Here is a 26,948-nt window from a genome sequence, read left to right on the forward strand (position 1 = left end):
ATGAGATGAAACATTTTAGTATTGGTTTAGCAGTTGGAGCAGGTTTTGGCGTAGTACTTTCATTATTTAAAGATAAAAATGGTAAGCGTTTATTCCCAGAAGTGCAAAAAGGCGTTAACGCTCTTAAAGCTGATATTCAGGATCTTTCTGCTTCTCAAGCCAAGCTGAAAACAGCTCAGCAAAACCTAAAGAATTCTCTGCCACAAGCTAAGAAAGCAATTTCTGAATTACAAAATGAATTAGAATATTACCAGATCAGCGTGAACCGAATCATTCACAAGTTAAAAGCTAAAACTGCAACTTTCCAGCATAATGATGATGAAGAAATGAATAGTTCTAAAAATTAGTAAAGAAACTAAGAATTTTTGGCAAAAAACGAAAAAATAAAAACTAGATTTGCCAGTTTATGTTATATTAGTTGACGGTGACTTAATTTATTAAGGATGTGGAGAATTTATTTTATGAAGAAATATATTAAAAAAGCTGCTGCGGTAATTGCTGTCGCAGGAATTGCATTGTCAACAGCCGCTTGTTCTAGTGGTAATAAAACTGTTGCTTCCTATAAAGGCGGTAAGATTACTCAGCAAGAATACTATGATGAGATGAAAAAATCTCAGTCTGGTAAAACTGCCTTGGCTAACATGCTTATTAATCATATTCTTGAGCAACAATATGGCGACAAGGTATCAAAAAAGCAAGTCGATAAACAATACAATAATTATAAAAAGCAATACGGCAATCAGTTTGAAGCAGTTCTGCAACAAAATGGTATGACCGTATCAAGTTTTAAGCAAAACCTGAAAACCAACCTGCTTTCTGAAGCTGCTCTAAAAGACATTAAAAAGATTTCAAAGAGCCAAGAAGAAAAGGCTTGGAAAGCCTACCAACCAAAAGTAACAGTTCAACACATTTTAGTTTCTAAGAAATCAAAGGCTGAACAAATCACTGCTGAACTCAAAAATGGTAAGAGTTTCAAGAGTCTGGTCAAGAAATATTCTTTAGATACAGGAACTAAAAATAATGCTGGCAAGTTGCCGGCATTTGACTCAACTGACACTAGTTTAGATCCTGCTTTTAAGGCAGCTGCATTTAAACTGAAGACGGGTGAGACCACTAAAAGTCCAATAAAATCTCAGTCAGGTTATCACATAATTAGAATGATTAAGCACCCGGCTAAGGGAACTTTTGCTTCACACAAGAAGGAAATTGATAATCAAATTTACCAAACAATGTCACAAGATCAACAAACGATGCATGAAGTCATCTCTAAGGTAATCAAAAAAGCTGGAGTTGATATTAAAGATAAAGACTTGAAGGATGTCTTAGCTTCCTATGTTTCAACTCCATCGACTAAAAAATAATTAAACATTATTTTAAAGCGAATAAAAATAACAAAAAGCACAAGCCCTTAAACAGCTTGCGCTTTTTTTATACATTAGTTTTGAAATAAAAAGAATTTAACTAATATTATGATATTACTCTAACTTGCGCGCTTTACCCAAAGACTCATCGGTCTTAGGACGATAAAACTTACGCCCTCCTTGGCTCATGATATTATCCGTAAAATTACCTGGACGAGTATGTTGTAAGGCGTTAGTGATCGCATAAATTGACGCATCTAAATCATCAATACGATGTAATAGTTCCGCTTCAAGCAGCGCTGGTAATTTAGGCGAACCATATTCAAACTTGCCGTGATGAGATAAAACCATGTGCCGTAAAAGCAGCAAATCTTCAGATTCAAGGTCAATCTTAAGTTGTTGTGCTGCCAACATAATTTGCTCGTCAATTAAAACCAAGTGCCCAATTAAATTGCCCTCAGTCGTATACTGAGTTGCAGCAGGTCCAGTTAGTTCCAACACTTTGCCCATATCATGTAGAATGCAACCAGCATAAAGTAAGGAACGATTAATTTGCGGGTAATTAGTGGCTAAGCCCTTGGCATCACGCAACATAGATACCGTGTGGTATGCCAAACCGCCACGCACGGCATGATGATTACTTTTGCCAGCAGGAAATTCGAAGAAACGTTTCTCCCACTTTTTTAACAAAAACCGCACAATCCTATTCCACGTCGGATTTAATATCTCAAAAACATATTGATTTATTTCCTCTTTCATGTCCGCGATTTTTTCAGGAGCAGACTTTATAAATTGGCGCAGGTCATAGCCTTCTTCTGGTCCTACGACACGAAGACTGTAGATTTTAATTTGCGGTTGGCCTTGATATTCTTCACGCTTACCATTCAACTCAACAATTGTACCGGCATTGAAAGTTGCAGCATCTTGATCATTAGCATCCCAAAAATTGCCGCGAATTTCACCCGACGAGTCACCAAAGGACATTGCTAAATATAGTTTGCCTTTCTTGGTATGTCTTAATTGTGAATTTTTGATTAACACCACTAGTTCCAATTCCTCGCCGTCATTGTAATCCAGCAAACGTTTATACATTTTTGGTTCCTTTCGTTAAAGTCAATGGTTTAAGCTGCATTTTATCAACCAGACTCGTTTGTGCGGTAAAAATCATAACTTGATTATTTTGGGCAATTTTATGAAGCAATTTATTTATTTCATCCACCCTAGTATCATCAAAGTTAACGAACGAATCATCAATTAAAATTGGTAAATTGATCTGGTCTTTAATTTGCTCGACAAACGCTAACTTTAAGGCAAAATACAATTGTTCTGATGTTCCGCGAGAAAGATACTGCACTTTAATTTTTTTACCGTCAAAACGGGTAACTGTTAATTTTTTATCAATATCAATATCATTATACCGATTATTTGTTAATAGTCGCAAATATTCTTTTGCTGTAATTAGCATTTTAGGGAAACGCTCATTTGAGGCAAGATCAAGAGCTCGTGCAATCCACTTTGAAACGACGAGATCAGACAAATAGTCTGCACTTAAATTTTTCAATGAAGTTCTTAAATTGGCAAGTTTTTGTTTTTCTGCAAATACAACGGTCGAATTGGCCAAAGCAGTCATTTTTACCTTGATTTCTGCAATTGCTGATTGTGTCTGCTGAATATCTTTTTGAATTAAAGAGAGTTCTTCTGTTAACTTGCTTAATTTTTGAGTGCTCTTTTCTTTATCTTTAGTAAAATCTTCAAGTTGATTTAGGTCATCTTGTAAATTAGACTTCAGAACTGCAATTTGCCTTGCGATTTCTTTCTGTTCCTCACTTTGGTCCTTAATTTGCTGGTATTCGTTAAAGTCGGCCACATGAGCACGTGCAAAAATCATTTTTAATTTGATGTTGCTATCATGCAGTTCTTCTTTACTTTCAGCCAAATTATTTTCCAAACTAATCTGTTCTTCACGCTGTGAGCGAGCAACTTCCAGCTTCTTACTCAGCTGGTCGAGCGCAGCTAACACACTGGTAAAATCAACAGTCACATTCTGTCCAATAATTTGACTAATTTGTGCTGCCAAATCTGCTAACTCATTATGCACTTCTTTTTTGCGCACTAAAGTACTTTCTAGTTTTTGCTGCTGCACCTGATACTGCCGCCAGTCATTAATTAAACTATTTATATCAAAGTGAGCCAAATTAACATGGTAATAATTTTCAAAAGCTTGGCGCTTTTGCCTAACTTTTTGTATTCTTTGCGCCTGATCACTGTTTTTTTGCTGCTTTTGCTGGAAATATCCTGATAGAAGTAAAAGGGCGCCTAAAGCTAAAGCAAGCAACCCAAACGCACGGGCAATAAATAATAAAACAATACCCAATACAACAGCAGCAATACCAATAAGCATGACGGAGTTGGGCTTACTATTGTCAGCTGCTTCATTTTTTGTTTTGTCATTAGGTAAATTGCGATAATCATCTTGCAACTTGAGAATTTGTTCTTGTGAAAATCCTGCAACCTGCTTTAAATTGGGATCTAATGTCAACAGCTGTTGCTCATCATTTTTTATTTGGGCTTCTTTTTGAATGCAATTATGATATTCCGTTTGCCATTGCAAAACTTCGGGCTTTTTTTGAATTAAATCCTTTTCATTAGAATCATCATTTTGATTTTGCCTAAACTCACTTAACTTAGCCGCTATTTTTTCCTGCTTTTTACGTAAATTTTCTATTTGCATAGTTAAAGTTTGTGCAGACTGATATTGTTCTGAGTCAAAAGCAATTGGTTTAGTCTGCTGCTTTAAATCATGCAGTTTTTCATAACTAGGAATGAGCTTTTGGATCTTTTCCAAGTCATTATACTTGGTTTGGAGTTCAAGTTGTTTTTGTTCTTGCTTATTTAAGGCTTCTTCCTGCTCTTTATAATCTTTACTTAAATCTTGATAAAGCACAAATTCGTTTTCAGAGGCACGAACATGATTTTCTTGATCTTGCAGCTGCTTTAGCAGTTGGTTAACTGGCGGATTTTTACCTGCTTTTTTAAAGAGAGTACCTGCATTTTTAGCAAAATAATCACGTAAATCAAGCAGTTTATCACTATTAGCAGCTCCGAGATAATAAATACGTTCTAACAAATCGGATTGCTGAATTTGTCCAACCTTTGCTAACATATCTTGATTAAAAATAAAACTGTCTGCGTAAAAACCACCATTAATATTTTTTATTTGATCAAAAAAAATATTCTCTGGAACTACCTGATTATTGCGTTTGACAGTCAAAGTGCCAAGTTTTGAGCCTTTGCCACTAGCATATAGTCTTTCTAATTCATAAAGCTCATGATCATCATTTTCAAAAAAAAGCGACCCACCCATTGGGCTAACTCGTGCTAGTGGTTTATAGTCTTCAAAAAAAGCAGAGCTATGTTTAGCTAAATGAAAGCCAAACATGACTTGCTTAATGAAAGCAACAATAGTACTCTTTCCTGCTTCATTAGCACCGTAAAAAACGTCAATATCTGAATTAGGCAAATCAAAATCAATAGTAAAATTTGAAAATTGACCAAAATTAACTATTTTGATTTTAATTAATTTCATCGTTAACACCTTTCAATTTACTATTCAGTTTCACTTCAGCTAATTGTTTTACTTCTTCCACAAAGTCATCACTTTGAGCTAAATCATCGGTGTATTTGTCTTTTAAAGCCCAATCCTTGCTAATTCGTGCAAACTCATCTGTAGCAAAAATTTCTTTTTCCGCTTGCATAAAATACTTCCGATCATTTTCAGCAACTTCCAAATGGCTATCAGTAACAAAACGCACATCTACAAGCTGAGATTCATGTTCAAGCTTAGCCGAAATCATTTGCCAAAAATCGTTATCTTGAACCAATTCTCTTTCCTTTTCGCTAAGCAAGTCCGCACCTTTAATCCGCAAACAAAAATAAGTAGTTGCGGTAGCCGTTAGCTGCGCAACAATTCTGTGTTCTAGTTCAGTTTTTGATAGAGGCTCAGTTAATTCAATTTCTTTTTGCATCCAAGTGATCGGATTAGTTTGCACAAATTTTATTTCCGTTTGCTTTGTCTGCTCATCGATAGTGCCTAAATAACATCCCTTTGGTCCGGTTTCATTAATATGGCGGCCTTGGATATTACCCGGATAAACAATTAAAGGGGATTTGGCTAATACCTGCCGCAAATGAATATGACCCAAAGCGAAGTAATCATAATTAAGATCTTGCAGTTCACTCAACTTGAACGGTGCATATACATTTTGACTATTTTGACTGGTCTTTTCTTGAGCATGCATTATCCCAAAGGTGTAGCAATTTCTTTTAACGGGAAATTTCGCAATTAAGTCACTGGTAATGTGGTTGGCAAAATAAGAAAAACCAGTTACGTCATACTCAAAACCAGTTTTCGTTGTGAAAGAACAAGTTTCTATTTTTTCGCGGTTACCTAATAGCTTAAAAAACGGACTTTCAGGCACCAATAAGTCCTCTTTTGCCATATGATCATGATTGCCAAAAATCATAATTACCTGGATTTGGGCCTGGATTAAACGCTCAATTTCATGAGCAAAGAAAATTTGTGAGCTGGGATTTGGTTGATAACTGTCAAACGTATCTCCAGCAATTAGAACTAAATCGACCTGCTCTTGCAATGCTAAATTTACTATATTGGTTAAAGACTTAAGTGGGGCTTTTTGAATTTGCGCAAAACTATCAGATGGCAAAAAAGATAGCCCGAGAAAAGGACTATCTAAATGTGCATCAGCAAAATGGATGAATTTCATTGTTACTTATTATTTCTAAGACCATCATAGAGGTCATTAATCGGCTTAGTTATTGCTTTTTGAACGTCATCAACAGTTTTATACAGAGCTTGTTCAGCTTGCAAAAGCTTTAGTATCTGTTGGTCTTTTTGGACCTTTTCGTTCAATTTTTGATAGTCATCTTTTAAATCTTTGGGAAAATCTCTGCCTTCAGTTTGAGAATTGATAATTTTAGTTTGCATTTCGTCCATCTGTTTAAACAGAGCAGTACTTTCTTGGTTATTTTTAACTGCCGCAATCGCCTCTTGCAAAGCTTTAAATTCGTCCAATTTTTGCAAATCAGTTGCTACTTGATTTGCTGAATCATAAATATTAATCATGTATTATATCCTCCTTATTAATGACCCAAAAGTCCTTTAAGGTCATTATACCATTCATTGATTTTTTGACCTGCAGAACCCAGACCTTTTTCAATTTTATCTCCAATTCCTTTAGTCCAGTCTGTGCCGGCACCATTATTTTGGATAATTTGTCTTGGAGCTTGTTCTTTAAACTGATTTTGAGCTGTATAAGGCAAAATACTTTCCATTTCAGCTTTATAAAGTCTGGTAATTTCAGTTTCAGAAACACCGTGCATAAAGTGCTGCCGGTTAGTGCGGTCAAAGCCGACCCAGGTAGCAACTACAATGTCAGGTGTATAACCAACAATCCACTGGTCTTTTGTGCCAAAGCCATAAGAATTCGGCACTTCAGTTGAGCCTGTTTTTCCTGCCACACGGTAGCCGGCTGGTTGCGCAGAAGTTCCCGTTCCTCCGGCAAAGACTCCTAATAACATTGTAGTCATTTCTTTAGCAGTATTTTCGGAAATAATGCGGTGAACTCCAGTATCATGATTTTCAGCTATGACATTGCCACTAGCATCAGTAATTTTTTTAATGAAATACGAATTGTTAGGTAAGTTGCCCTTATTAGCAAAAGCAGAATACGCCCGTGCCATTTGCACAGGTGATACCCCTGTTGAAAGTCCCCCTAGAGCCAGTGCCAAGTTTTGATCCTCTTTTGGCACCTTAAAACCAAAATTATTGGCAGATTGAACGCCCTTCGCAACGCCTATACGGTCTAAAAGCCATACAGCAGGAACATTTTTACTTTGTGCTAATGCCATATACATTGGTATTTTATCTGAATAACCATTATCAACGTTATGCGGTTGGTAGCCATTTTTACCAAAACGCTGTAATTGATTTGAAAGTTGGGAATCATAATGATATCCCTGCTGCAGCGCAGGCGCGTAAGAAACTATCGGCTTAATGGAAGAACCTGGCTGCCTCTTCATCTGTGTTGCCCTATTATAGCCGCGAAAAACATGTTTACCACGACCGCCAACTACGGCGCGAACTGCACCTGTAGTTGGATCCATGACTACTGTTGCACCCTGCGTTCTTGTGCCATCAGCCGCATTTTGCGGGAATAAATAATCTTGCTCAAAACGTTGCTGTAATTGCCGTTGGTAGTTTTGATTAAGGGTAGTATAAATCTTAAGCCCCTTGTTCATCACGTCTTCTTCTTTTAAGCCATAGCGATTGATTGCTTCATCAACCACAGCATCAAAGAAGTATGGGTAACGATAACCATTTTGATTATGATATGTATCACGCAGAGTTAACCCGATCCTTTGCTCACTTTTGGCACGTGCTTTTGTTAGTTTCTTATTATCCACCATCAAATTCAATATTAAATTACGTCTGGATAAAGCATAGGACATGTGATCAATAGGATTGTATCTACTAGGATTACGGAGAATTCCCGCCAATGTGGCACCTTCACCTACAGTCAGCTCACTGGCATTTTTGCCAAAATATTTCTTGCTGGCATCCTGAACTCCCCAAACTCCATTACCAAAATAGGAATTGTTAAGATACATAGTCAAGATATCTTTTTTGGAATAAACATGATTAATTTCAACTGCAAAGAAAAGTTCTTCAACTTTGCGGGAAAATGTTTGCTTTTGAGTCAATAAAGCATTTTTGGCTAACTGCTGGGTAATCGTTGATCCACCACCAGCAATTTGCCCGTGATTGAGCACTATACCAAGAGCGGCACGACCCATGCCCTTGATGCTAAAGCCGGGATTTTTCCAAAACGTTCTGTCCTCAGTCGAAATGACAGCATTTTTGACGTTAGGAGAAATCTTGTTGTATTCCACAAATGTGCCCTTTTGCGAATACAGCGAGCCTGAATTTTGGTTTTTATCATCGTAAATGCCGGTCGTTGCGGCTAATGATGCTTTTAAATTTGATATATTCGAAGTTTTAACTTTAACGGTATAATAAGTACAAACCAAGAGAGTTACGGTAAGCAAAATCAAAATGATCCAGCGACCGATAAAAAAACGGTGATCAAAACGGTGCCATAAAGCACTCAGCCCGTTTTTCCGTGGTTCATTGTTTTCCATTTGTATCTGCTCCTTTACAAACAAAAATTGTACCATATTAGAAAGAATCGCTTTTATTTTCAAAAAGATTTAATAAATATTTATGAGCTATTATTTTACACTAAATTATCCGCAAAAACTTAAACCGTGTTCTGTGAGCGATTTACTGCGTCTTTTATTAATTCCGCGTAAATGGCGGCATTTTTTACGTACCGAACGCAAAATATTGATTAACGGTAAATATCACTCATTTAATCAACTGATCTACCCTAAAGACAAAATTGAGCTCTGGCTGGATCACGTTGAAACAAAACAGAATACATATCCTGCAAGCGGCAATTTACCAGATGTTATATTTGAGAACCAAAATATTTTAATCATTAATAAGCCAGCCGGTCAGAAAACCCATCCCAATTTAGCTGAAACAGATACCGCTTTAAATGATTGCGCCACTTATTTGGGTTATTCACCGTTCATTGTACACCGCTTAGACATGTTAACGAGTGGTCTGCTTCTTGTTGCCAAAAATCCTGCTGTTGTCCCAATTTTAAATCGTGAATTAGTCAGTAAAACTTTTCACCGTGAATACTTAGCAGTAATAGATTTTTTAAAACCCTTCCCCCAAAAGGGAACGATTAGTTTACCAATTGGGCAAGACCCACTTGACCAACGCAAACGGATAGTAACTGCATCTGGTCTTAAATCCGTAACTCATTACCAGGTACTAAAAATTCTTTCAAGACAGACTGCTTTAGTCCAATTAGCACTAGAAACAGGTCGCACACACCAAATTCGTGTTCATTTGGCTGCACTGGGTTGTCCAATAGTAGGAGACCCATTATATAACGCTAATTTTAAGAATGAAGAGTTCTTACATTTAACTGCATATCAAATTTCCTTAATTTCTCCTTTCACATTTAAGCGCATTAATGTCAAGTTGTCTAAAGATAAAATCTCTTTATTTACAGACATAGCATAGTTTTAAAAAGCAAAAAGACCGTTAGTCATTTTAGACTGACGATCTCTTTTTTGTTAATTCGGAGATATTATATCTAACAATTTAAAATTTAATATATGCCATGATTGCTTGTTTAGTAGTTTCTAAAATCAGTCAAAGCAGTATCATAAAACACAATTTTCACCTGAATAACCAACACCTAAAACCATTAAAAATCGCAAGGATTACTATTTGCACTAAATTTTAGCAATTTAATCACCCACGAAAGTACCAGCTTCTACTTCACGAATAAAATCTGCTACGTGCTTATAGTAAACTTCAGGATTATCGACCATGTGATGATGTCCAGCATTCGGTGTAGTAACTAAGCGTGAGTTAGGAATTTCACGTTGCATAATCTTTGCGGTCTCCAAAGGCATAGTATCTTCTTCACCAAAAGTCAAAAGGGTCGGCATTTTTATTTGCTTTAAGTACTTTCTAAAATGCCAATCTTTTAATTTACCTGTTACTACAAATTCATTATCACCTTGAAAGGCATGGTAAACAGGCAAACCACCGATACGTTTAATATGATATAGCTTACATGGCTGTCGCCGATCAAGAAAATTAATGTTTAATATTTGAACATCCTCTTGGTAACGTTTATTGTCATAGTCGTTGCTTTCTTCACATTCACGCATAAAGTCTATTTCTGATTGGGGAAAAATTTCTTGTCTACGGCGGTTAATTGACTTAATATAGTCATCAGTATCATCAACCATTGAAGAAATAATCGTGCCTTTTAAGTGCTGACCATATTTAACAGCATATTCTTGTGCAAGTAAGCCACCCCAGCTTTGTCCAATTAAGTAGGAATTATCAAGACCAAGCTTAGCGCGAACTTCATCAACTTCGTCAAGAAAATATTCATAAGTTAGGTATTTGGCTGCAATTTTAGGATCATCATAATCCGGTTGATCTGAATAAAGCGAGCCTAATTGATCATACATAGTAACTTGAACATGTAGTCCCTGCTTTGCTAATTGGTCAGCGGCGTCTTCCCAATATTCATGATTTCCTCCTGGACCTCCGTGAAGCGCTAATAAATGAATATCACCTTCACCTTGAGTACTTGTCCACAAATGATAGCCATTATCTAAAGTTATAATTTTTGTTCCAGTCCTCATTAAAAATTTACAGCTTCTTTCTATTTAATAAAACCTACTTCATTCCATAAAGGATGACTATTGTTTTGTTTTGACGGCTTAAGAGAATAGCCAGAAATCTTGTCATTAACAGCAAAGATCTGATAAGAATTATCAACTGGGATAACATAAGCCTCCTCATTCATATATCTTTGCCATTCATGAAATTTTTTAACCCGATAATCATGATTAAAAGCTTTTTGAGAATTTATTTCATCTAAAAGCTTGTTGTTTTTTGCAGTTACAAACCTGGTCATGTTAAAGGGTGCTGATTCACTATAATACGGGTGGGGCGAAGGCTCAGTTGGTGTTGACCAACCAGCGAGATACATGTCAATATCTTTATTATCATGTTGTAATTTATCGTAGAAAGAATTGTGTTCAATTAAGCGACCTGTGGCTAACTGGACATTAAGTCCAACTTTATGCCATTGCTGTAAATAGTTTTGAACTATTGGCTCTTGCGTAGTATCTCCACTCATGGCAGCAAAGCGAATTACGAGAGGTTTTCCGTTAGGCTGAACGCGCCACTTTCCTTTCTTTTTATAACCCGCTTTATCTAGAATCTGATTTGCCTTTTTTAAATCGTAATTATATCCTTTTTCAGTTTTATCAAAGTAATCACCAAACTTTTCTGGGACTAAAGTTTTGACCCTAAACGTTAAGCCATACGTATAACGCTTATTGACCGCATCAACATTCATAGCGTAACCTATTGCCTGCCTTAAGGCCTTATTATTCATCTTAGCATTAGAATTCATGACATTCTTGCTCTTATTAGCATCCCATTTTCCTACTTTAAAACCCAAATAATGATAAGCAATAGGAATTTGAGCAATGAAGTTCACGTTTTTGGTAGTTTTAATTTGTGGCCACTGGGTGTTAATTACAGGAATAATATCAAATTTATGACTTTTAATTGCTTGAGAGGCAGAATTAGAAGATACTACTGAAATAACAACTTTATCTAATTTTGGTTTCCCTCTCCAGTAGTATTTGTTCGGTACCCACGTTACAGATTGTCCTCTAACTAGTTTCTCCATCTTAAACGGTCCGAAAAATAAAGGATTTTTCCTAATCTTATCAGAAGATTTTAATTTTGCGAAAGGAACATCTTTCAAATAATGATAGGGTTCAACTGCTTCCCAAAGTGAACGGCTGCCTGCATTTGACATACTTGGATTTAAAGCTGAGCAGTGTAAAACAATTTTACGGCCATTTTCTCCATCAGGCATTTCAATTCCAGAAATTGTTTTAGCTTTGCCTTCGTGGTATTCTTTTAATCCCTTTAATACTTCAAACTGACTGCTATAACGCGGACAAGCTGTATCTTTGTTAGCCAAAATCTCATATGCATATTCGAAATCTTTGGCTACTACTTGTTTGCCATCAGACCATTTAACCCCTTTTTTTATATTGATTGTGATCGTCTTTTTCTTAGGATCTAATTTACGTGTAGCTGGCCCTTTATTAGTGACACCATATTGATCATCACTATCAAATAAAGTTTCTTGACCGGGAGCTGCAACCATTGAGTCTACATCTTCAGAGGAAAGTTCTTGCGAAAAAATACCTGAAAATGGAGTATCTGCGATAACGGCAACTTTTACAGTTCCGCCATTTTTAATACTTTTTTTAGGTGTTTCAACAGTAAATTTTTTTACTGTTTTGGTATCATCACTATTGTTAGCACTTTTAGCACAAGCCGCCAGTGTTAAGGCAGCAAGGCACAAAATACCAGCAGAAGCGAATTTACTTCTTTTTTTCATAAAAATCACTCATTTCATTATGTTTTACTTATATTATTAATAAAGTTATCATTTATGTCAAATTCTATAATCATATATTTTAAAGAACTATTTAAGAGAACTTTTATTTAGTGTAAAAAAGCAAATGTTTCTGTATAATTTTATTATGGAAAAAATAAATATGAAAAGAGTTAGATAATGAATACGAATAAGCAAAAAATTGCTGATTTAGCTCAAAAAGTGAGCAAGACATTTAAATTACCCAGTTTAGGAATTGGCGTGTATCACAATGGTGAAAGTTTTAGCCATGTTTATGGTGAAGCCGAACAGGACAGTTTGTATCCTTTAGCTTCAATTTCAAAGACTTTTTTTGCCACTGCTGTTTGTCAATTAGCTGATTCTGGTCAAATTAGTTTAGATGATCCACTTAAGAAATACTGGCCTGACTTTAAACTGGTTGACCAATACGCTCAAGACCATTTAACATGGCGTGATGCATTAAGTCATCAAAGCGGCTTGCCAGCGCATGATCTGATGCGGTTCACCAATATGAATAAACATGATTTAACTTTAAAAGAAAAAGCAGAACACATTGGTCATTTAGAGCCGAATCATGAACTGCGGTATAAAATGCAATACAGTAATTTAATTTATGCCGTTGCTACCTATGCCTTTGAGCAGGCCATTGGTCAAGATTACGGCAAATACGAACGCAGTCATTTGTTAGAACCATTAAATTTAAATCATACCTACATTAATCATCACGAAGCACCAAGGGAAAAGATAGTTAAACCTTATATTGGCGACAATAACATCACCAAAGAAGTTCCTTTTATAGCACCAGGAAAAGTTGGCGGTGCCAGCAGCATGCTTTCAACAATTTCTGATTTGCTTTCATGGGCGAAATACCAGTTAAAATTGCAAAAAGAAAGTAAAAATAATGCTATGGCTGAACACTTCTTGCCACAGTCCATCATGTCGCCAAGCCGTGAATACGGTGGCGCTAATTTTGGCGCCTACGGTTTAGGCATGATGATGGAAGATTACCGCGGTCATAAATACTTTTATCACAGTGGTTCATATATTGGGTATTGTTCTTTTATGGGCTTTGTTCCCGATCTCGATTTGGCTTTTGTTTCAACCACTAATATGGATTCAACGGATGCTATCTTTGCACTAGCATATCAAACCATTGACAATGCTCTAGGAATAAATGAAACGGATTGGACAGCAAAAGTCAAAAAGGCTGTGGACCAAAAAATAGCAAAGCGTGAACAAAAGATTAGCAGCCTTATGGGAGACGCACCACAAAAGGTTAAAGCTAACAAAGACCAACTAGGCGACTATCACAATACGGGCTATGGTTTAATAACTTTGAGTGAAAATGATGGTAACTTAATGGTTACTATCGGTAAAAAGGAATACCCGGTAATTATTAATGAAGATGGTAAGATGTTTGTTGAAGTAAGATTATATCAACATCAACTTTTACCAATTGCATTCCAACAAGACCAGATTTTACTCTTAACAGAGCCAGCACTAAATAAGCCAACTGAATTCAATAAAGTAAAATAAAAAAGCTTAACTGCGAAGCTAAGCTTTAGCATTGCTATTAACCAGCTTTAATCAAAGCTGGTTTTTTATTTGATATGTGCGCTAATCCACGGGACAACTTTACCAATAACTTCATTTAACTTCGTAAAATCACCTGTTTCAACGTTAAAAGTGTGATTAGCACCTGAAACGGTAAAAGAATCAACATTAGCCATGTGACACGTTTTAATAAAATTCAGGCTAATATTAGGATCTAAAGTAGGATCATCTGTACAAACTTCAACCAAGATCGGATTTTTAAAGTTTTTGATGTTATCGTTCACTGCGTCTTTCATATCATCTAGGAATTTTTGATATAAAAGTTCAACGCCGCCACAACTTGTACGAACAATGCTGTAACCTAAGTTAGCCATTTCAAATTTATCATAGCCAACATTTATGGGCTCAAAGGTATTAATTGCACCATTTAAAGAAACAATAATTTTAGCTGGCAAAGTTGAACAGGTAAATGCCAATCGCCCGCCAAGGCTATGACCTAATAAGCCAACATTTTCTTTTTTAACATACGGTAAATTTTGTAAGTACTTAAAGCTTGCTTTTACTTCTCGTATCATTACTTTCATACCATAGTTTTCCCGCGAATAAAGATTTTCACCCATACTGCATAAATCAATTCTTGCAGCCACAATACCAGCTGCTGCAATTTTTTGGCTGATTCTTGCCAGCATATAATTGTCATTATTTCGTGATGACATAAAGCCGTGAATCAACAGAACTGCTGGGAATTCATTTCCTTCATCGGGTATATCTATTTGGATAGGTACATCATGGTCAATGCATTTTAAAAATCTTAATTCTTCGCGCATTTTGAACAACTCCTTAAATTCATAATTGCTTGTTGTACCACATACATTATAATGTCAGAAAATTGATTATACACACAATAATGCCAAACTTTTATTAACATTTTTTCCTTTTAAATATTAAATAAAAAAAAGACTATGTATCAGCTAATTGCAAAAGCCGCATAGATAGTCTTCTTGTTATTTTATTTAAATGTTACTAAAACTACTTCTCTCTCTTGCCGCCGAATACTGGAAAATGACTGGATGAACCGTAGTCAAAGGTTTTAACAGCCTCAAGAGTTTTCATGTCCTCATCATTAATCACAAAGTTTAATTCTGAGTTTTCTTTCATGTGAACTGGATTAGTGGATTTAGGTAAGACAACGGTATTTAATTGCCAATCATAACGGATACACAATTGAGCAACCGATACCTGATACTTAGCAGCCATCTTTTTAATGACTTCATTATTGAGAGCTTCACCGTGAGCAACAGGTGAAAATGACTCAACTACAATACCATTTTGCTGACAAAAATCAATTAAGGGCTTTGGCGTTGCACCAATATGGCACAAAATTTGATTAACCATTGGTTTAACGTCACTATTAGCAATTAAATTGTTCAAGTCTTCTGGTTGAAAGCTGGAAACGCCAATTGCACGTAGTTTGCCGGCCTTCATTGCTTCTTCTAGAGCACGCCATGCTTCCAGATTACCCTCAAAGTGGCGGTCATCAGACTGGTTAACTTCTATCCAGGGCTGTGGATTATGAATGATCATCATGTCCAAATAGTCTAGTTTCATGCGTAAAAGAGTTTCATCAATTGATTTTTTAGCATTAGCATAATCCTTAATTTCTGCTTCAACTTTCGAATTCACAAAAATTTGCTCGCGCTTAACTCCAGATTTTCTTATTCCCTCGCCAACTCCAGCTTCATTATGGTAAGCCTGAGCAGTGTCAATATGACGATAGCCAATTGCTAACGCGTTTTCGACAGCGGCAGAAGCCTCATTGTCTGGAATTTTCCATGTGCCAAAAGCTAATTGGGGAATTTCTACGCCATTAGATAGATTTAATACTTTATCAAAAATCATAATTTGCCTCCATTCATCTTTTTCTAGAGTATAACGCTTAAATTCAACTTTAAGTCAAACTATTTTTATTTTTTTAGTGGCACTGTGCAAATAATTAATACTAGCTATTAAAATTTCTGAAAAAGTTGCCAACAAAAAAGAGCAATCTTTTTGCGATTGCTCCAATATTAAAATTATTTACTAATTATTCTAAGTTCAATGAACTCTTGTCAAAACCAGCTGACTTAATCTTGTCATCAATTGATGGGGTACCAAGCCAAGTGATCATTTCCTTCATTGAGGCTGTAATTGCTTCAGTACCAGGAAGAAGAAGCTTACGAGGGTCATAACCCTTGTTGTCCTTGTCTTCATCCTTGTGGGCTTCAAAGTACTTACGAGTAGCAGCTTGGAAAGCTAATTGGAATTCAGTGTTAATGTTAACTTTAGAAATTCCAAGAGAAATAGCCTTCTTAACTTGGTCCTCAGGAATACCTGAACCACCGTGTAAAACTAGTGGTACAGAAACTGCGTCAGCAATTTCCTTTAAGCGGTCAAAGTTTAAGCCTTTCCAATCAGCAGGGTAAACACCATGGATGTTACCAATACCACAAGCAAGCTTGTCAACACCAGCAGCAGCAAAAGCTTTTGCATCTTCAACAGAAGCAAGTTCGCCACCTTCAGCGCCTTGGTTTTCACCAATTTTACCAATTTCAGCTTCAACTGAGATGCCGCGTTCATGGGCTAACTTAACAATTTCCTTAGTCTTAGCCAAGTTTTCTTCAGTAGATAAAGCGTGACCATCAAACATAACTGATGAATAGCCAAGTGCAATACATTCCTTAGCAGCTTCAAAATCACCGTGGTCTAAGTTCAATACAACTGGAACTGAAATATCCATTGCATCAATTTCATCTTCAACTAAATCTTTAGCAACCTTATAGCCACCCATGTATTTAGCTGCACCCATTGATACTTGGATTAAAACTGGGGTTCTTGTTTCCTCAGCAGCTTGCAAAATTGCACGAGTCCATTCCAAGTTATTAGTGTTATAAGCACCTACTGCATAATGGTTTTTACGAGCATCTTTAAAGATTTGGTTACCATTATCTAAATATGCCATTAAAAATACCTCCTATTAAACTTACAGTCATATTGTATCGTATTAATTAAACATTGAACAATCTTTTATTTGATGTAAACGCTATTATTTAACATTTTTTACATTTCTTTAGGAGCATTGACTCCTAATAGGCGTAAAGCCTCAGTTAAAACAATTGACGTGGCCTGTACCAGTGCTAACCGTGCACCAATTTGAGAATCATCAACTAAAACTTTGACATTAGCATAGTACTTATTGAATTTTTTAGCTAAATCAAGAGCATACTTTGCAATAACAGATGGTTCAAATTTAGCACTACTACGTGCAATAATCCGTGGAAAATCGGCTAAAGACTTGGCAACGCCAAAGGACCAATCATCATCAATATTTATATCTGAGAGTTGTGGCTCATGACCTTGCGTCAAAGCTTTACGTAAAACGCTTTGTGCACGTGCATTGGTATATTGGACATAAGGACCAGTATCACCTTCAAAGCGCACGACTTCGTCCAGATCAAAGTCAAAATTTTCGGTTCTTTCATTTTTTAAATCATGAAAAATAACTGCGCCAACGCCAACGTCATGGGCAACCTGATCTTTATTAGCCAAATCGGGATTTTTTTCCTCAATTTGCTTTTGAGCAAGTTTAACGGCATCTTGTAACACTTGATCAAGAAAGACCACATTGCCTTTTCTCGTAGACAATTTTTTGCCGTTTTGGGTAATTAAACCGAAAGGAACGTGATGGATTTCATCAGCCCAATCATAACCCATTTTTTTCAAAACAGTCTTTAATTCCACAAAATGCTGTGACTGTTCATTACCAACCACATAAAGCATTTTGACGAAGTGGTAAGTTTTCATCCGGTAAATCGCTGCTGCTAAATCCCGGGTTAAATAAATACTACTGCCGTCAGACTTAACAATTATGGCAGGATTTTCATCCTCACCCATATCAACAACTTGTGCGCCGCGTGATTCATGTAAAAGACCCTTTTCCTTTAGTTCATCAATCACAGGCTGCATTTTATCGTTAAAGAAGGCTTCACCCTTATAAGAATCAAAGGTTACACCCAGTTCCTTGTAAATACGTTTAAAATCAGCTAAAGAAACATCACGGAACCATTGCCATAGTTTTACAGCTTCTGGATCACCGTCTTCCAGTTTTTTAAACCAAGCACGGCCTTCGTCATCAAGCTCTGGATGTTTTTCAGCTTCTTCATGGAATTTTACATAGTATTTAAATAAATTCATGATGGGGTCTTTTTTAACATCTTCTTCGACGCCCCAGTGCTTATACGCGGCAATTAATTTGCCAAATTGCGTGCCGTAATCACCTAAATAGTTGATTTTTATTGGTGAATAACCAACTTTTTCCAATGTTTTCGCAATGGAATTGCCGATTACTGTAGAACGCAAGTGTCCCATTGACATTGGTTTGGCAATATTTGGACTGGACATATCAATTGGAACATTGCCTTGGCCTAATTTTTGATCACCATAATGCTCTTTTTTTGATAAAATTTCTGCAAGTGTTTGGGAAATCAACTTACTATGATTAATAGAAAAGTTAACATAAGGGCCAACAGCCTTAATCTCGGCAAAGTCAGGACTCACAATATTATTTGCTATATCTTGAGCAATAGCAGCAGGGTTTTGGTGCATCACTTTTGCTAAAGCGAATGCAGGAAAGGCATAGTCTCCCATTTTTTCGTTTTTTGGTCGTTCAATTAATGAACTAATTTTATTTTTAGGTAAATCGACCTGTGCTGCTATCAAGTCAACTACTTTATCTTTAAAATCCATTTCAGCCTCCTAATGCCAAAAAAAGTCCCTTCCTTAGGATAAAGGAAGAGACGAGTTTTTACCCGCGGTACCACTCTTGTTGATACAAAGTATCCGCTTTGTTTAATTTATTAATTAATCAGTTAGACACGCCTTCAACCATCTTTTTGACCCGACTCACATCAACTCGGGTTCGCTTGTTCAAAAAAATGTCTACTACTTCTAACCACTTTCAAAACATGATTATAACAGGAAATATCGTTTGCGCCAACTATTTCAGTTATTTTTGACAATTACTTTTGTACCGGCGGGAATTTTTTCTACCAGCCAGCGCGAGTCAGGAACACTCAATCTGACGCAACCGTGAGAAGCAGGCTTTACTCCCAGCTTTTCTGCTTCTTTAACATTATATTTGCCATTATTCTTTGTTGGTACCGAGTGAAATAAATAAACATTCTGTTTGTCCCAACTAGTCCAATTATTGGCACCCTCATTTAAATCGGGGTTGTAAAAGGAATCACCACGGTCATTTTTGATTTTGAAAGTTCCAACTGGAGTTAAAGATTTGCCTTTTTTAAAGAGACCAGCACTCGCAATCATGGTATATATCCTTTTACCATTGCGCAGAATATAAACGCGATTACCTTTAAGAGAAACTCTGATGGTCAAATCATTTTCAAGATGCTTAATTTTGGGATATGGTTTAGTTTCGCTGGGCTTTTTCCAGTTAAAAGGAGCACGCAGGTCTTTAGGATCTTGATACGGACGAAAAGAAGCTGCAGTTTTTATGACAGCAGTTTTCTTATCTGTTGTTTTATGTTCCTCTGTTATCTGAGAAGGCATAGATATTCGTGCCAAGCTGATCGCACAGATTAAAAGAACACAAAAAGCTGTCAATGTTTTTAATAAACTGTTTTTCATGTTAAATTTTTCTCCTCAACCATAATAATTGCAAAATAAGCACTAATTGGCATAATGCCTCATCAGTTTGGGTAATAACGCACTAATTTCTGTAGGACGAACAACATAATTATTTTTCGCCAATTGGTCACCAGCTAAAGAATGGATATAAACTGCAGCTAAAACAGAGTTGAGATTACCACCAAACTGTGCTGTAAATCCGCCTATGATACCAGCCAAGGTATCGCCCATACCACCTGTTGCCATACCTGGATTACCAATAGGATTAACGAAAGCCGGCTCAGACTTGGAATAAACGTGGGTGTGATTGGATTTTAAAACCAAAATTGCATTTTGCGTAGGAAAAATCCTTTTTAGCGCATCTACATTGGCACTGTCAGTTTGATACGGTATTCTAATTTGACTTAAGCGTTGCCATTCCATCTGGTGTGGCGTTATAACGACTAAGCCAGCAGTTTGCGGAATTAATTCTGGCTCTTGTCCAATAAAGGTCAAAGCATTTGCATCTAAAATTAAAGTTTGCTTTGCAGAAATACTTTGAGTGAGAATGGTCATAATTGTATGAGCAACAGAACCAACGCCTAAACCCGGACCACAAACAATCACATCCATTTGCGGGATCAATTTTACTAAATTTCGGTCATGCCAGTCAACAAACATAATTTCTGGATCGCGAGCGTGAAGTGCATCGAGGTTCACAGCATGAGTGGCCACAGAAATCAGTCCTACCCCACTGTTAAGTGCACCTTCAGCCGCCATAATAATTGCACCGCCATAGTTTTCGCTTCCACCTATTAAAAGGATTCTGCCATAATTGCCTTTATGAGAATCACTTGGTCTTTTTTTAATGACTTTTGGCAAAATGCTTTCTGTAATTGTGCTCATTTTTAACCCCCAAATAACCAGCGCCAGAAACGGACAAAGATATTTACTTTATTAGTTGATTGTAAGGCTTGAGCCGGCAAAAGTAATCCTGCAGGATTAAGTAATGAGATTATTTTCTGGTTGCCTTTTTTAAAAATATATGAATTAACTTTTTGGCCCGACTTAATTGGCGCTTCAATCTGTTTCACAGTCAATTCAATCGTAAATTTCTGACCATTTTGCGGTACCCAAATCAAGCTGTCATTTTTCATACCAATATTGATTTGCCTTGCTTGACCATTATGAACAGCCATATTGGTTTTGCCAATAATGACTTCATTACGCTTAAATTTTAATGGTTGATAATTTTGATAAACATAGTCTAATAATTTGGCAGTTTGAATAAAACGGGCCGGATCTGTATTAGTTTCGTGTTTAGCCCCCATCACTACTGTGATTATTCGACCACCTTTATGTTTAGCAGTTGCGATAAAACACGCACCTGCTGCGTCAGTAGTTCCTGTTTTTAAACCATCTATTTTTAATCTTTTACGATACTGCGGCATTCCTTTCAACATCCAATTAAAATTACTCATGGGTGTTGCGAAATCCTGATCTACAAAGTTCAACTTAGCTATTTTGGTAGTATTAATTACATTAGGGTAGTCTTGCAGCAAATGAAGTCCTACTAAAGCCATATCTTTGGCCGACAACATATTTTCGGCATTTTTACCTGCACCCGGGTAAGCGTCACTTCCAACACTTTTATTAGGTAAGCCGCAGGTAGTATAAATACGACCATCTTTAATATCCCATTTTTGCAATTGGCGACGCATTTGTCTTACAAAAGCCGTCTGTGAGCCACTTATTGCCTGTGCCAGCATCATTGCCGCCCCATTAGCTGATTCGATCAATGTAGCTTGATATAGCTGTCTAATCGTATAAGTGTGCTTCATGCGCAGTGGAACGTTAGAATATTCTCTGTTGCTGGCAACAGCAAAAATCTGCCTTGTGGGTGTGACCCTGGTATCCCAATTGATTTTGTTCTCATCTATTGCTTTAAGTGTCAGATAAGCAGTAATAAGCTTAGTCATTGAAGCTATAGGTAAAGGCTGATTGATATTTTTGCCATATAAAACCTGTCCGGTCTCACTATCTATAGCAATTGCGGCTTTAGCATCAATTGCTACTTTGTCTTGATCATAATTATCAGTGGCCTTTTTGGCTGCAGCAACAGTGTTTACCGGTGCCATTAGCAAAAATAAGCTAATAAATGTAAGTATGAGTGCTTTAACTTTATGCTTCAAGTAATAAAACTCCCTTTCCAGAATTTTTTTGGATATTTTTCTATTTATGCTTACATTTTACCAAATTTTTGGTATGATTATTACTGTGTTAAAAATGACATGCCCCGATGGCGGAATTGGCAGACGCGCAGCGTTCAGGTCGCTGTTTAGGTAACTAAGTGAAAGTTCGAATCTTTTTCGGGGCATAATTTTATAAGCTAATCCTGCTGGATTAGCTTTTTTTGCACTTAAAGTTGGATAAAATTGAAAAATTATTTAGCTCAATCCTGATTTCTAATATCCTGTAGCCAGATAAAATCATTCTGATTTATCACAAACGAAGTGGATATTGAATTAATGTTATTAGCTGGCGTAAAAAAACAACATCATTAATTTGCTTTTTTAAAAAATAAGTTTATTCTGAACCTATCAAATTATTTTCGAAAGGTACAATAATCGTTTTTATCTAGCAATAACTAAATCTTACTATATAGGCAAGATGTATTGTGCTTTAAAAGCAAAGGGGGAATTAGCGTGCAAAAGCGGTTAACAAAATCAGATGATAGAGTTTTATTTGGCGTTTTAGGCGGAGTTGCTGAGTATTTCGGCTGGGATAAAGCTTGGACCAGAATTGGCGGAGCGTTTTTAATATTGTTCACAAATATTGCGGGTTTACTTTTATATCTGGTCGCTGCAATTGTAATGCCTGACAAAAATCGTCATGATGATACTCCTGCGGGTGAATTTCACCACCGTTAACATTGAGATTTGAAAATTTATCTAGTACAATATAGTTCCTTGGCAAGGGCGCGCAGAAATGTTTTAAAACCATTTTTGCAAACAAAGAGCGTTATTATCAAATATGATAATAACGCTTTTTTTATGCGTGAATATGCAATTTTTCTAAAAGAGGTACGATCTTTTCTCCTAAAATTTTTTGTGCAAGTTCAGATTTTATTGCAGCAAAGCCGTAGAATAAACACCCGGCAATTACTGAAAGCAAGACAATTACTAACGACTGCAAACTACTCTTTGGACTTAAGAAAAGTTCTAATGCCTTTTCCAAAGCTAAGACTAATATGAACATCATTACTGAAAAGGCAGTAATGCCAATAAAACGCCTTCTAGTCCGATTTTGATTAAAATTATAGCCGATTTTAAGATGCTTCAGCGCCATAAAGATAATTACCAACATGCCCAAGTTAGTTGCCAGCAGAGGTCCATAAACTTTAAAGAGATAAATCATTGGATATTGCATCAGAATTTTGATAATTAGCCCTAAAACCAAATATTTTATTGCCAACGTATTTTCTGATAAGCCCTGTAAAATAGCCATCAATACAGTAAATAACCCCAAAGAAATAGCAGTAAAAGAAGAAAGGTACAGTACATTTGAACCTAATTGGTCGTAGCCATAAAAAATAGTGTAAACCGGGGTAGAAATTGCTGCCATCCCAAAAGCAGCCGGTATCATGACAAATAAGAACAAATCTAATGTATTACCTATTTGATCCGAAATTGCGTGAAAATCATGTTTCGTATGGGCTGCTGATAGTAGCGGTATTGCAGTTACTGCCATCGCACTAGCTAAAGACACAATAATCATGATCAACTTATTAGCATTAAGTGCAAACAAAGCATACCAAGTTTCAATAGTATTATTGCTTGCAGTAATTAAATTAGCAATCATTGGATGGAAAGTATATTGATCTACGAGATAGAAAAGCTGAATGCCAGCATCAATAATAATAAATGGAATAGCTTGGGCGATGATTTCAACAAATAAAGCCGAAGTTGAAACCTGAATTTCATTGTCGGAATTTTCTACCAATTCGTCAAGCATGGTTTTTCTGGAAAACAAAAACCACGTTAAAATAGCAATGCCAAAAATTGCACCAATTGCGGCTGCAAAGTTGGACTGCACTACAGCATCCACAAAATTGCCGTGCTGCACCTGCATAATCACGTATGCGGTCAGCAGCATCCAAATAACACGGGCTAGCTGCTCGACAAATTGAGAAATTGCAGACGGCATCATATCTTCATAGCCCTGAAAATAACCCCTCATGATGCTCAATACAGGAATAATTAAAATGGCATACGATAAGCTGCGCATTACTTTTACCTGTCTAGGATCAACTTGGGCACCGTTAGAGGCTAAAAAAGGCGAAGCAAAGTACATGATCCCTGCTGAAATAATTCCTAAAATCACCATAAGAATTAGGCCGCGATGAAACAGTTTACGACCAACGCCATATTCATTAAGTGCATTATATTTTGCTACCTGCTTGGCAACAGCACCAGGAATTCCCGCAGTAGAAATTAAGATAAAAATACTGTAGATGTTGTAACTTCTTGCAGTCAGAGCGTTAGCAATATTACCGTAAGGTGACATCCAATAAAACCACGGAATTATATAGAGGGCACCTAAAATACGTGAAGTTATAGACCCAAAAGTCATCCACGCACTGCCTTTAATAAAAGTGTTTTGCGTATTTTGTTCTGATGAATTATTTTCTCTCATTAATATTCCCTAAATCTTATTTACTAACTATATTATTGTGAATGAAAAAAGGCAATTAACAACAAATATACTTTGCACTTTAGGAAAAATTAACTTTATTTGGCTACAATATTGACTATTTTATTAGGTACAACAATGACTTTTTTAATTTCTTTGCCGCTTAAGAATTTTTGAACGTGAGGTAAGGACAAAGCTTGCTTCTTAACTTCTTCTTGAGCCATATCCTTTGCAGCTTTAAAGTTTCCTCGTAACTTACCATTGACTTGAACCATTATTTCAACAGTAGTTTCTACCAACTTAGCTGGATCATAGGATGGCCATTTGGCAAATGTAACTGATTCTTCGTGACCAAAGATTTGCCAAATTTCTTCCATCATGTGAGGAGCAATCGGAGCTAAAAGCGTAATAAAGCCTTCGGCATATTCTTTAGGAATTGTTTTAGCCTTTTGAGCAGCATTAATAAAGACCATCAATTGTGAAATTGCCGTATTAAAGTGCAGATCATCAAAATCTTCGGTGACTTTTTTAACAGTTTCGTTATAAATTTTATCTAAAGTACCATCATTTTCGTCAACGATATTTTCTTGAGGTATTGACTTTAAGTCTAAATCGTTAACAAATAAGCGCCAAACTCTGTCTAAAAATTTCTTTGTAGAAGCTGGACCGTTATCATCCCAATCAATCGAGGCATCAAGCGGTCCCATAAACATTTCATACATTCTAAGGCTATCTGCACCATATTCGTCAATCACATCATCCGGGTTAACAACATTGCCCTTTGATTTAGACATTTTGTCATGATCCTTGAGAATAAGCCCTTGATTGTAAAGTCTTTGGAAAGGTTCCTCATTTGGTACAACACCCAAGTCATAAAGGACCATATTCCAAAATCTGGCATAAAGCAGGTGTCTAACGGCATGTTCAGCACCACCAATGTAGAGGTCAACCGGCATCCATTTCTGCAGTAATTCATAGTCAGCCAGTTTATTATCATTATGCGGGTCAACAAAGCGTAAGAAGTACCAAGAAGACCCAGCCCAGTTAGGCATAGTATTCGTTTCACGTTTACCCTTGCGGCCATTCTTGTCAACTACATTTACCCAATCCTTCAAGTTAACCAATGGACTTTCAGGAGTACCTGATGGCTTGATATCAGTAGCATGAGGCAAAACAAGTGGCAGTTCATCTTCGGGAACTAAAGTTGTTTCTCCATCTTCCCAGTGAATTACAGGAATTGGTTCACCCCAGTAGCGCTGACGACTGAACTCCCAGTCCCGCAATTTGTAATTAACCTTTTGTTCTCCAGCGTGATGTTCTTCTAGCCAAGCCACAATTTTTTTCTTGGCATCTTCAATATTAAGACCATTTAAGAAATCGGAATTAATGTGCGGACCTTCACCGGTATATGCTTCTTGAGCAATATCTCCACCCTTAATTACAGCCTTAATAGGCAAATTGAATTTCCGAGCGAACTCATAATCACGCGTATCATGGGCCGGTACAGCCATTACCGCGCCAGTACCATAGCTAGCAAGAACATAGTCAGCAATCCAAATCGGAATTTCTTCGTTATTTACTGGATTAATTGCATAAGCCCCAGTGAACACACCGGTTTTGGTTTTATTTAAATCTGTTCTTTCAAGGTCGGACTTAGATTCAATTTGTTTAATATAAGCGTTAACTTCATTTTTATGACCAGCAGTCATAATTTTTGGGACTAATTTATTTTCAGGTGCTAAAACTGCATAAGTTGCACCAAAGAGAGTGTCTGGACGCGTACTGAAAACATCAAAGGTCTCTGTAGAATCTTTAACTTTAAAAGTGATTTGGGCACCTACCGAGCGGCCAATCCAGTTTCTTTGCATCTCCTTAATATTTTCTGGCCAATCAAGATTGTCTAAGCCTGCTAGCAGCCGATCAGCATATTTGGTAATTCTAAGCATCCACTGCTTCATATTACGACGATATATCGGGTAACCACCACGTTCAGTCTTACCGTCTACTATATCTTCATTAGCGACAACAGTGCCTAAATCAGGTGACCAATTAACTGGCGCTTCTGCTTCATAAGCCAAGCCGTTTTTATACATTTGTTCAAATGTCCATTGCGTCCACTTGTAGTATTTGGGATCGCAGGTTGCCAGCTCTCTATTCCAATCGTAAGAAAAACCCAATTTATTAAGTTGTCTTTTAAAATTAGCAATGTTTTCCTTAGTAACAACAGCTGGATCCTGACCAGTCTGCAGCGCATACTGCTCGGTTGGCAGACCAAACGCATCCCATCCCATTGGGTGAAGAACATTATAGCCCTGACTCCGTTTCATCCGTGCAACAATGTCTGTTGCTGTGTAACCTTCAGGGTGTCCAACATGCAACCCTTTACCAGATGGAAAAGGAAACATGTCTAGAACATAATAATTTTTCTTTTTAGAATCAGTGCTAGTTTTAAATGTTTGATTTTTTTCCCAATAATCCTGCCACTTTTTTTCAACGACTTTGTGATTGTACATATTTTCACCTCATAAAAAAAGCCCTATGAAACAATTCATAG

The 26,948-nt window shown here is 36.7% G+C and carries 21 protein-coding genes, 1 tRNA gene and 1 other annotated feature (1 of these 23 running past the window's edge); of the genes, 6 read left to right on the forward strand and 16 right to left on the reverse strand.

Annotation, left to right across the window (positions count from 1 at the left end; all coding sequences use genetic code 11):
- The first annotated feature begins 5 nt into the window (after positions 1–5).
- Positions 6–347, forward strand: a complete 342-nt coding sequence (locus JF73_RS05730) for a hypothetical protein (RefSeq protein WP_046327329.1) — start codon at positions 6–8, stop codon at positions 345–347.
- Between the two features lie 114 nt (positions 348–461).
- Positions 462–1,361, forward strand: a complete 900-nt coding sequence (locus JF73_RS05735) for a peptidylprolyl isomerase PrsA (protein ID WP_046327330.1) — start codon at positions 462–464, stop codon at positions 1,359–1,361.
- A 114-nt stretch (positions 1,362–1,475) separates the two neighbouring features.
- Here the strand turns inward: JF73_RS05735 and JF73_RS05740 are convergent, their stop codons facing one another.
- The 5 genes from JF73_RS05740 to JF73_RS05760 are packed head-to-tail and all read right to left on the reverse strand — an operon-like array spanning position 1,476 to position 8,579.
- A complete protein-coding gene (locus tag JF73_RS05740; RefSeq protein ID WP_038523352.1) occupies positions 1,476–2,453 on the reverse strand; it encodes a 3'-5' exoribonuclease YhaM family protein in 978 nt (325 codons plus the stop codon).
- A complete protein-coding gene (locus tag JF73_RS05745; RefSeq protein WP_046327331.1) occupies positions 2,446–4,947 on the reverse strand; it encodes an ATP-binding protein in 2,502 nt (833 codons plus the stop codon). The genes JF73_RS05740 and JF73_RS05745 overlap by 8 nt, the downstream gene beginning before the upstream one ends.
- Entirely contained in the window at positions 4,934–6,145 is a 1,212-nt protein-coding gene (locus JF73_RS05750) for a metallophosphoesterase family protein (protein WP_046327332.1), read from the reverse strand. Before JF73_RS05750 ends, JF73_RS05745 begins: the two co-directional genes overlap by 14 nt.
- A 2-nt stretch (positions 6,146–6,147) precedes the next feature.
- Positions 6,148–6,504, reverse strand: a complete 357-nt coding sequence (locus JF73_RS05755; RefSeq protein WP_046327333.1) for a YlbF family regulator — start codon at positions 6,502–6,504, stop codon at positions 6,148–6,150.
- A 17-nt stretch (positions 6,505–6,521) separates the two neighbouring features.
- Positions 6,522–8,579: a PBP1A family penicillin-binding protein gene (locus JF73_RS05760; protein ID WP_046327334.1), complete on the reverse strand. Its 2,058-nt coding sequence runs from the start codon at positions 8,577–8,579 to the stop codon at positions 6,522–6,524.
- Between the two features lie 82 nt (positions 8,580–8,661).
- On the opposite strand from JF73_RS05760, the gene JF73_RS05765 reads away from it, so the two are divergent.
- Positions 8,662–9,537: an RluA family pseudouridine synthase gene (locus JF73_RS05765; protein WP_046327335.1), complete on the forward strand. Its 876-nt coding sequence runs from the start codon at positions 8,662–8,664 to the stop codon at positions 9,535–9,537.
- Between the two features lie 230 nt (positions 9,538–9,767).
- Here JF73_RS05765 and JF73_RS05770 read toward each other — a convergent pair whose 3' ends face one another.
- Positions 9,768–10,682, reverse strand: coding sequence for a proline-specific peptidase family protein (locus tag JF73_RS05770; protein WP_046327336.1), 915 nt, complete (start codon positions 10,680–10,682; stop codon positions 9,768–9,770).
- Positions 10,683–10,702: 20 nt separating this feature from the next.
- Complete coding sequence (locus JF73_RS05775) at positions 10,703–12,469, reverse strand: oligopeptide ABC transporter substrate-binding protein (RefSeq protein ID WP_046327337.1); 1,767 nt, start codon at positions 12,467–12,469, stop codon at positions 10,703–10,705.
- Between the two features lie 177 nt (positions 12,470–12,646).
- On the opposite strand from JF73_RS05775, the gene JF73_RS05780 reads away from it, so the two are divergent.
- Complete coding sequence (locus tag JF73_RS05780) at positions 12,647–14,023, forward strand: serine hydrolase domain-containing protein (protein WP_046327338.1); 1,377 nt, start codon at positions 12,647–12,649, stop codon at positions 14,021–14,023.
- Between the two features lie 65 nt (positions 14,024–14,088).
- On the opposite strand, the gene JF73_RS05785 is transcribed toward JF73_RS05780, so the two are convergent.
- The 7 genes from JF73_RS05785 to JF73_RS05815 all read right to left on the reverse strand — a co-directional run bounded on the left by JF73_RS05785 (position 14,089) and on the right by JF73_RS05815 (position 21,840).
- The gene (locus JF73_RS05785) at positions 14,089–14,868 is read right to left on the reverse strand and encodes an alpha/beta hydrolase family protein (RefSeq protein ID WP_046327339.1); all 780 of its coding nucleotides are present in this window, start codon (positions 14,866–14,868) and stop codon (positions 14,089–14,091) included.
- A 202-nt stretch (positions 14,869–15,070) separates the two neighbouring features.
- Positions 15,071–15,940: an aldo/keto reductase gene (locus tag JF73_RS05790; RefSeq protein WP_179853377.1), complete on the reverse strand. Its 870-nt coding sequence runs from the start codon at positions 15,938–15,940 to the stop codon at positions 15,071–15,073.
- Positions 15,941–16,124: 184 nt separating this feature from the next.
- Positions 16,125–17,039 (reverse strand): class II fructose-1,6-bisphosphate aldolase, encoded by a 915-nt coding sequence (fba, locus tag JF73_RS05795; protein WP_038523383.1) that lies wholly within the window; start codon positions 17,037–17,039, stop codon positions 16,125–16,127.
- A 98-nt stretch (positions 17,040–17,137) separates the two neighbouring features.
- Entirely contained in the window at positions 17,138–18,823 is a 1,686-nt protein-coding gene (argS, locus tag JF73_RS05800; RefSeq protein WP_046327341.1) for an arginine--tRNA ligase, read from the reverse strand.
- A 255-nt stretch (positions 18,824–19,078) separates the two neighbouring features.
- Entirely contained in the window at positions 19,079–19,723 is a 645-nt protein-coding gene (locus tag JF73_RS05805; protein ID WP_038523389.1) for a L,D-transpeptidase, read from the reverse strand.
- A gap of 42 nt (positions 19,724–19,765) precedes the next feature.
- A complete protein-coding gene (locus JF73_RS05810) occupies positions 19,766–20,608 on the reverse strand; it encodes an NAD(P)H-hydrate dehydratase (RefSeq protein ID WP_046327342.1) in 843 nt (280 codons plus the stop codon).
- A 2-nt stretch (positions 20,609–20,610) separates the two neighbouring features.
- Positions 20,611–21,840 carry a serine hydrolase gene (locus JF73_RS05815; protein ID WP_046327417.1) on the reverse strand — a complete coding sequence of 410 codons (1,230 nt, stop codon included), beginning with the start codon at positions 21,838–21,840 and terminating at the stop codon, positions 20,611–20,613.
- Positions 21,841–21,995: 155 nt separating this feature from the next.
- Here JF73_RS05815 and JF73_RS05820 point away from each other — a divergent pair.
- Positions 21,996–22,079: transfer RNA gene (locus tag JF73_RS05820), tRNA-Leu, on the forward strand.
- Positions 22,080–22,407: 328 nt separating this feature from the next.
- Complete coding sequence (locus tag JF73_RS05825; RefSeq protein ID WP_038523398.1) at positions 22,408–22,632, forward strand: PspC domain-containing protein; 225 nt, start codon at positions 22,408–22,410, stop codon at positions 22,630–22,632.
- 121 nt (positions 22,633–22,753) lie between these two features.
- Here the strand turns inward: JF73_RS05825 and JF73_RS05830 are convergent, their stop codons facing one another.
- Both JF73_RS05830 and leuS read right to left on the reverse strand, forming a co-directional pair.
- Positions 22,754–24,397, reverse strand: a complete 1,644-nt coding sequence (locus JF73_RS05830; protein WP_046327343.1) for a putative polysaccharide biosynthesis protein — start codon at positions 24,395–24,397, stop codon at positions 22,754–22,756.
- 95 nt (positions 24,398–24,492) lie between these two features.
- Positions 24,493–26,907, reverse strand: coding sequence for a leucine--tRNA ligase (leuS, locus tag JF73_RS05835; RefSeq protein ID WP_046327344.1), 2,415 nt, complete (start codon positions 26,905–26,907; stop codon positions 24,493–24,495).
- Positions 26,908–26,942: 35 nt separating this feature from the next.
- Positions 26,943–26,948: a binding site (T-box leader), on the reverse strand; it runs 187 nt beyond the window's last position.

The sequence above is a fragment of the Lactobacillus helsingborgensis genome (genome assembly GCF_000970855.1).
Classification (GTDB): domain Bacteria; phylum Bacillota; class Bacilli; order Lactobacillales; family Lactobacillaceae; genus Lactobacillus; species Lactobacillus helsingborgensis.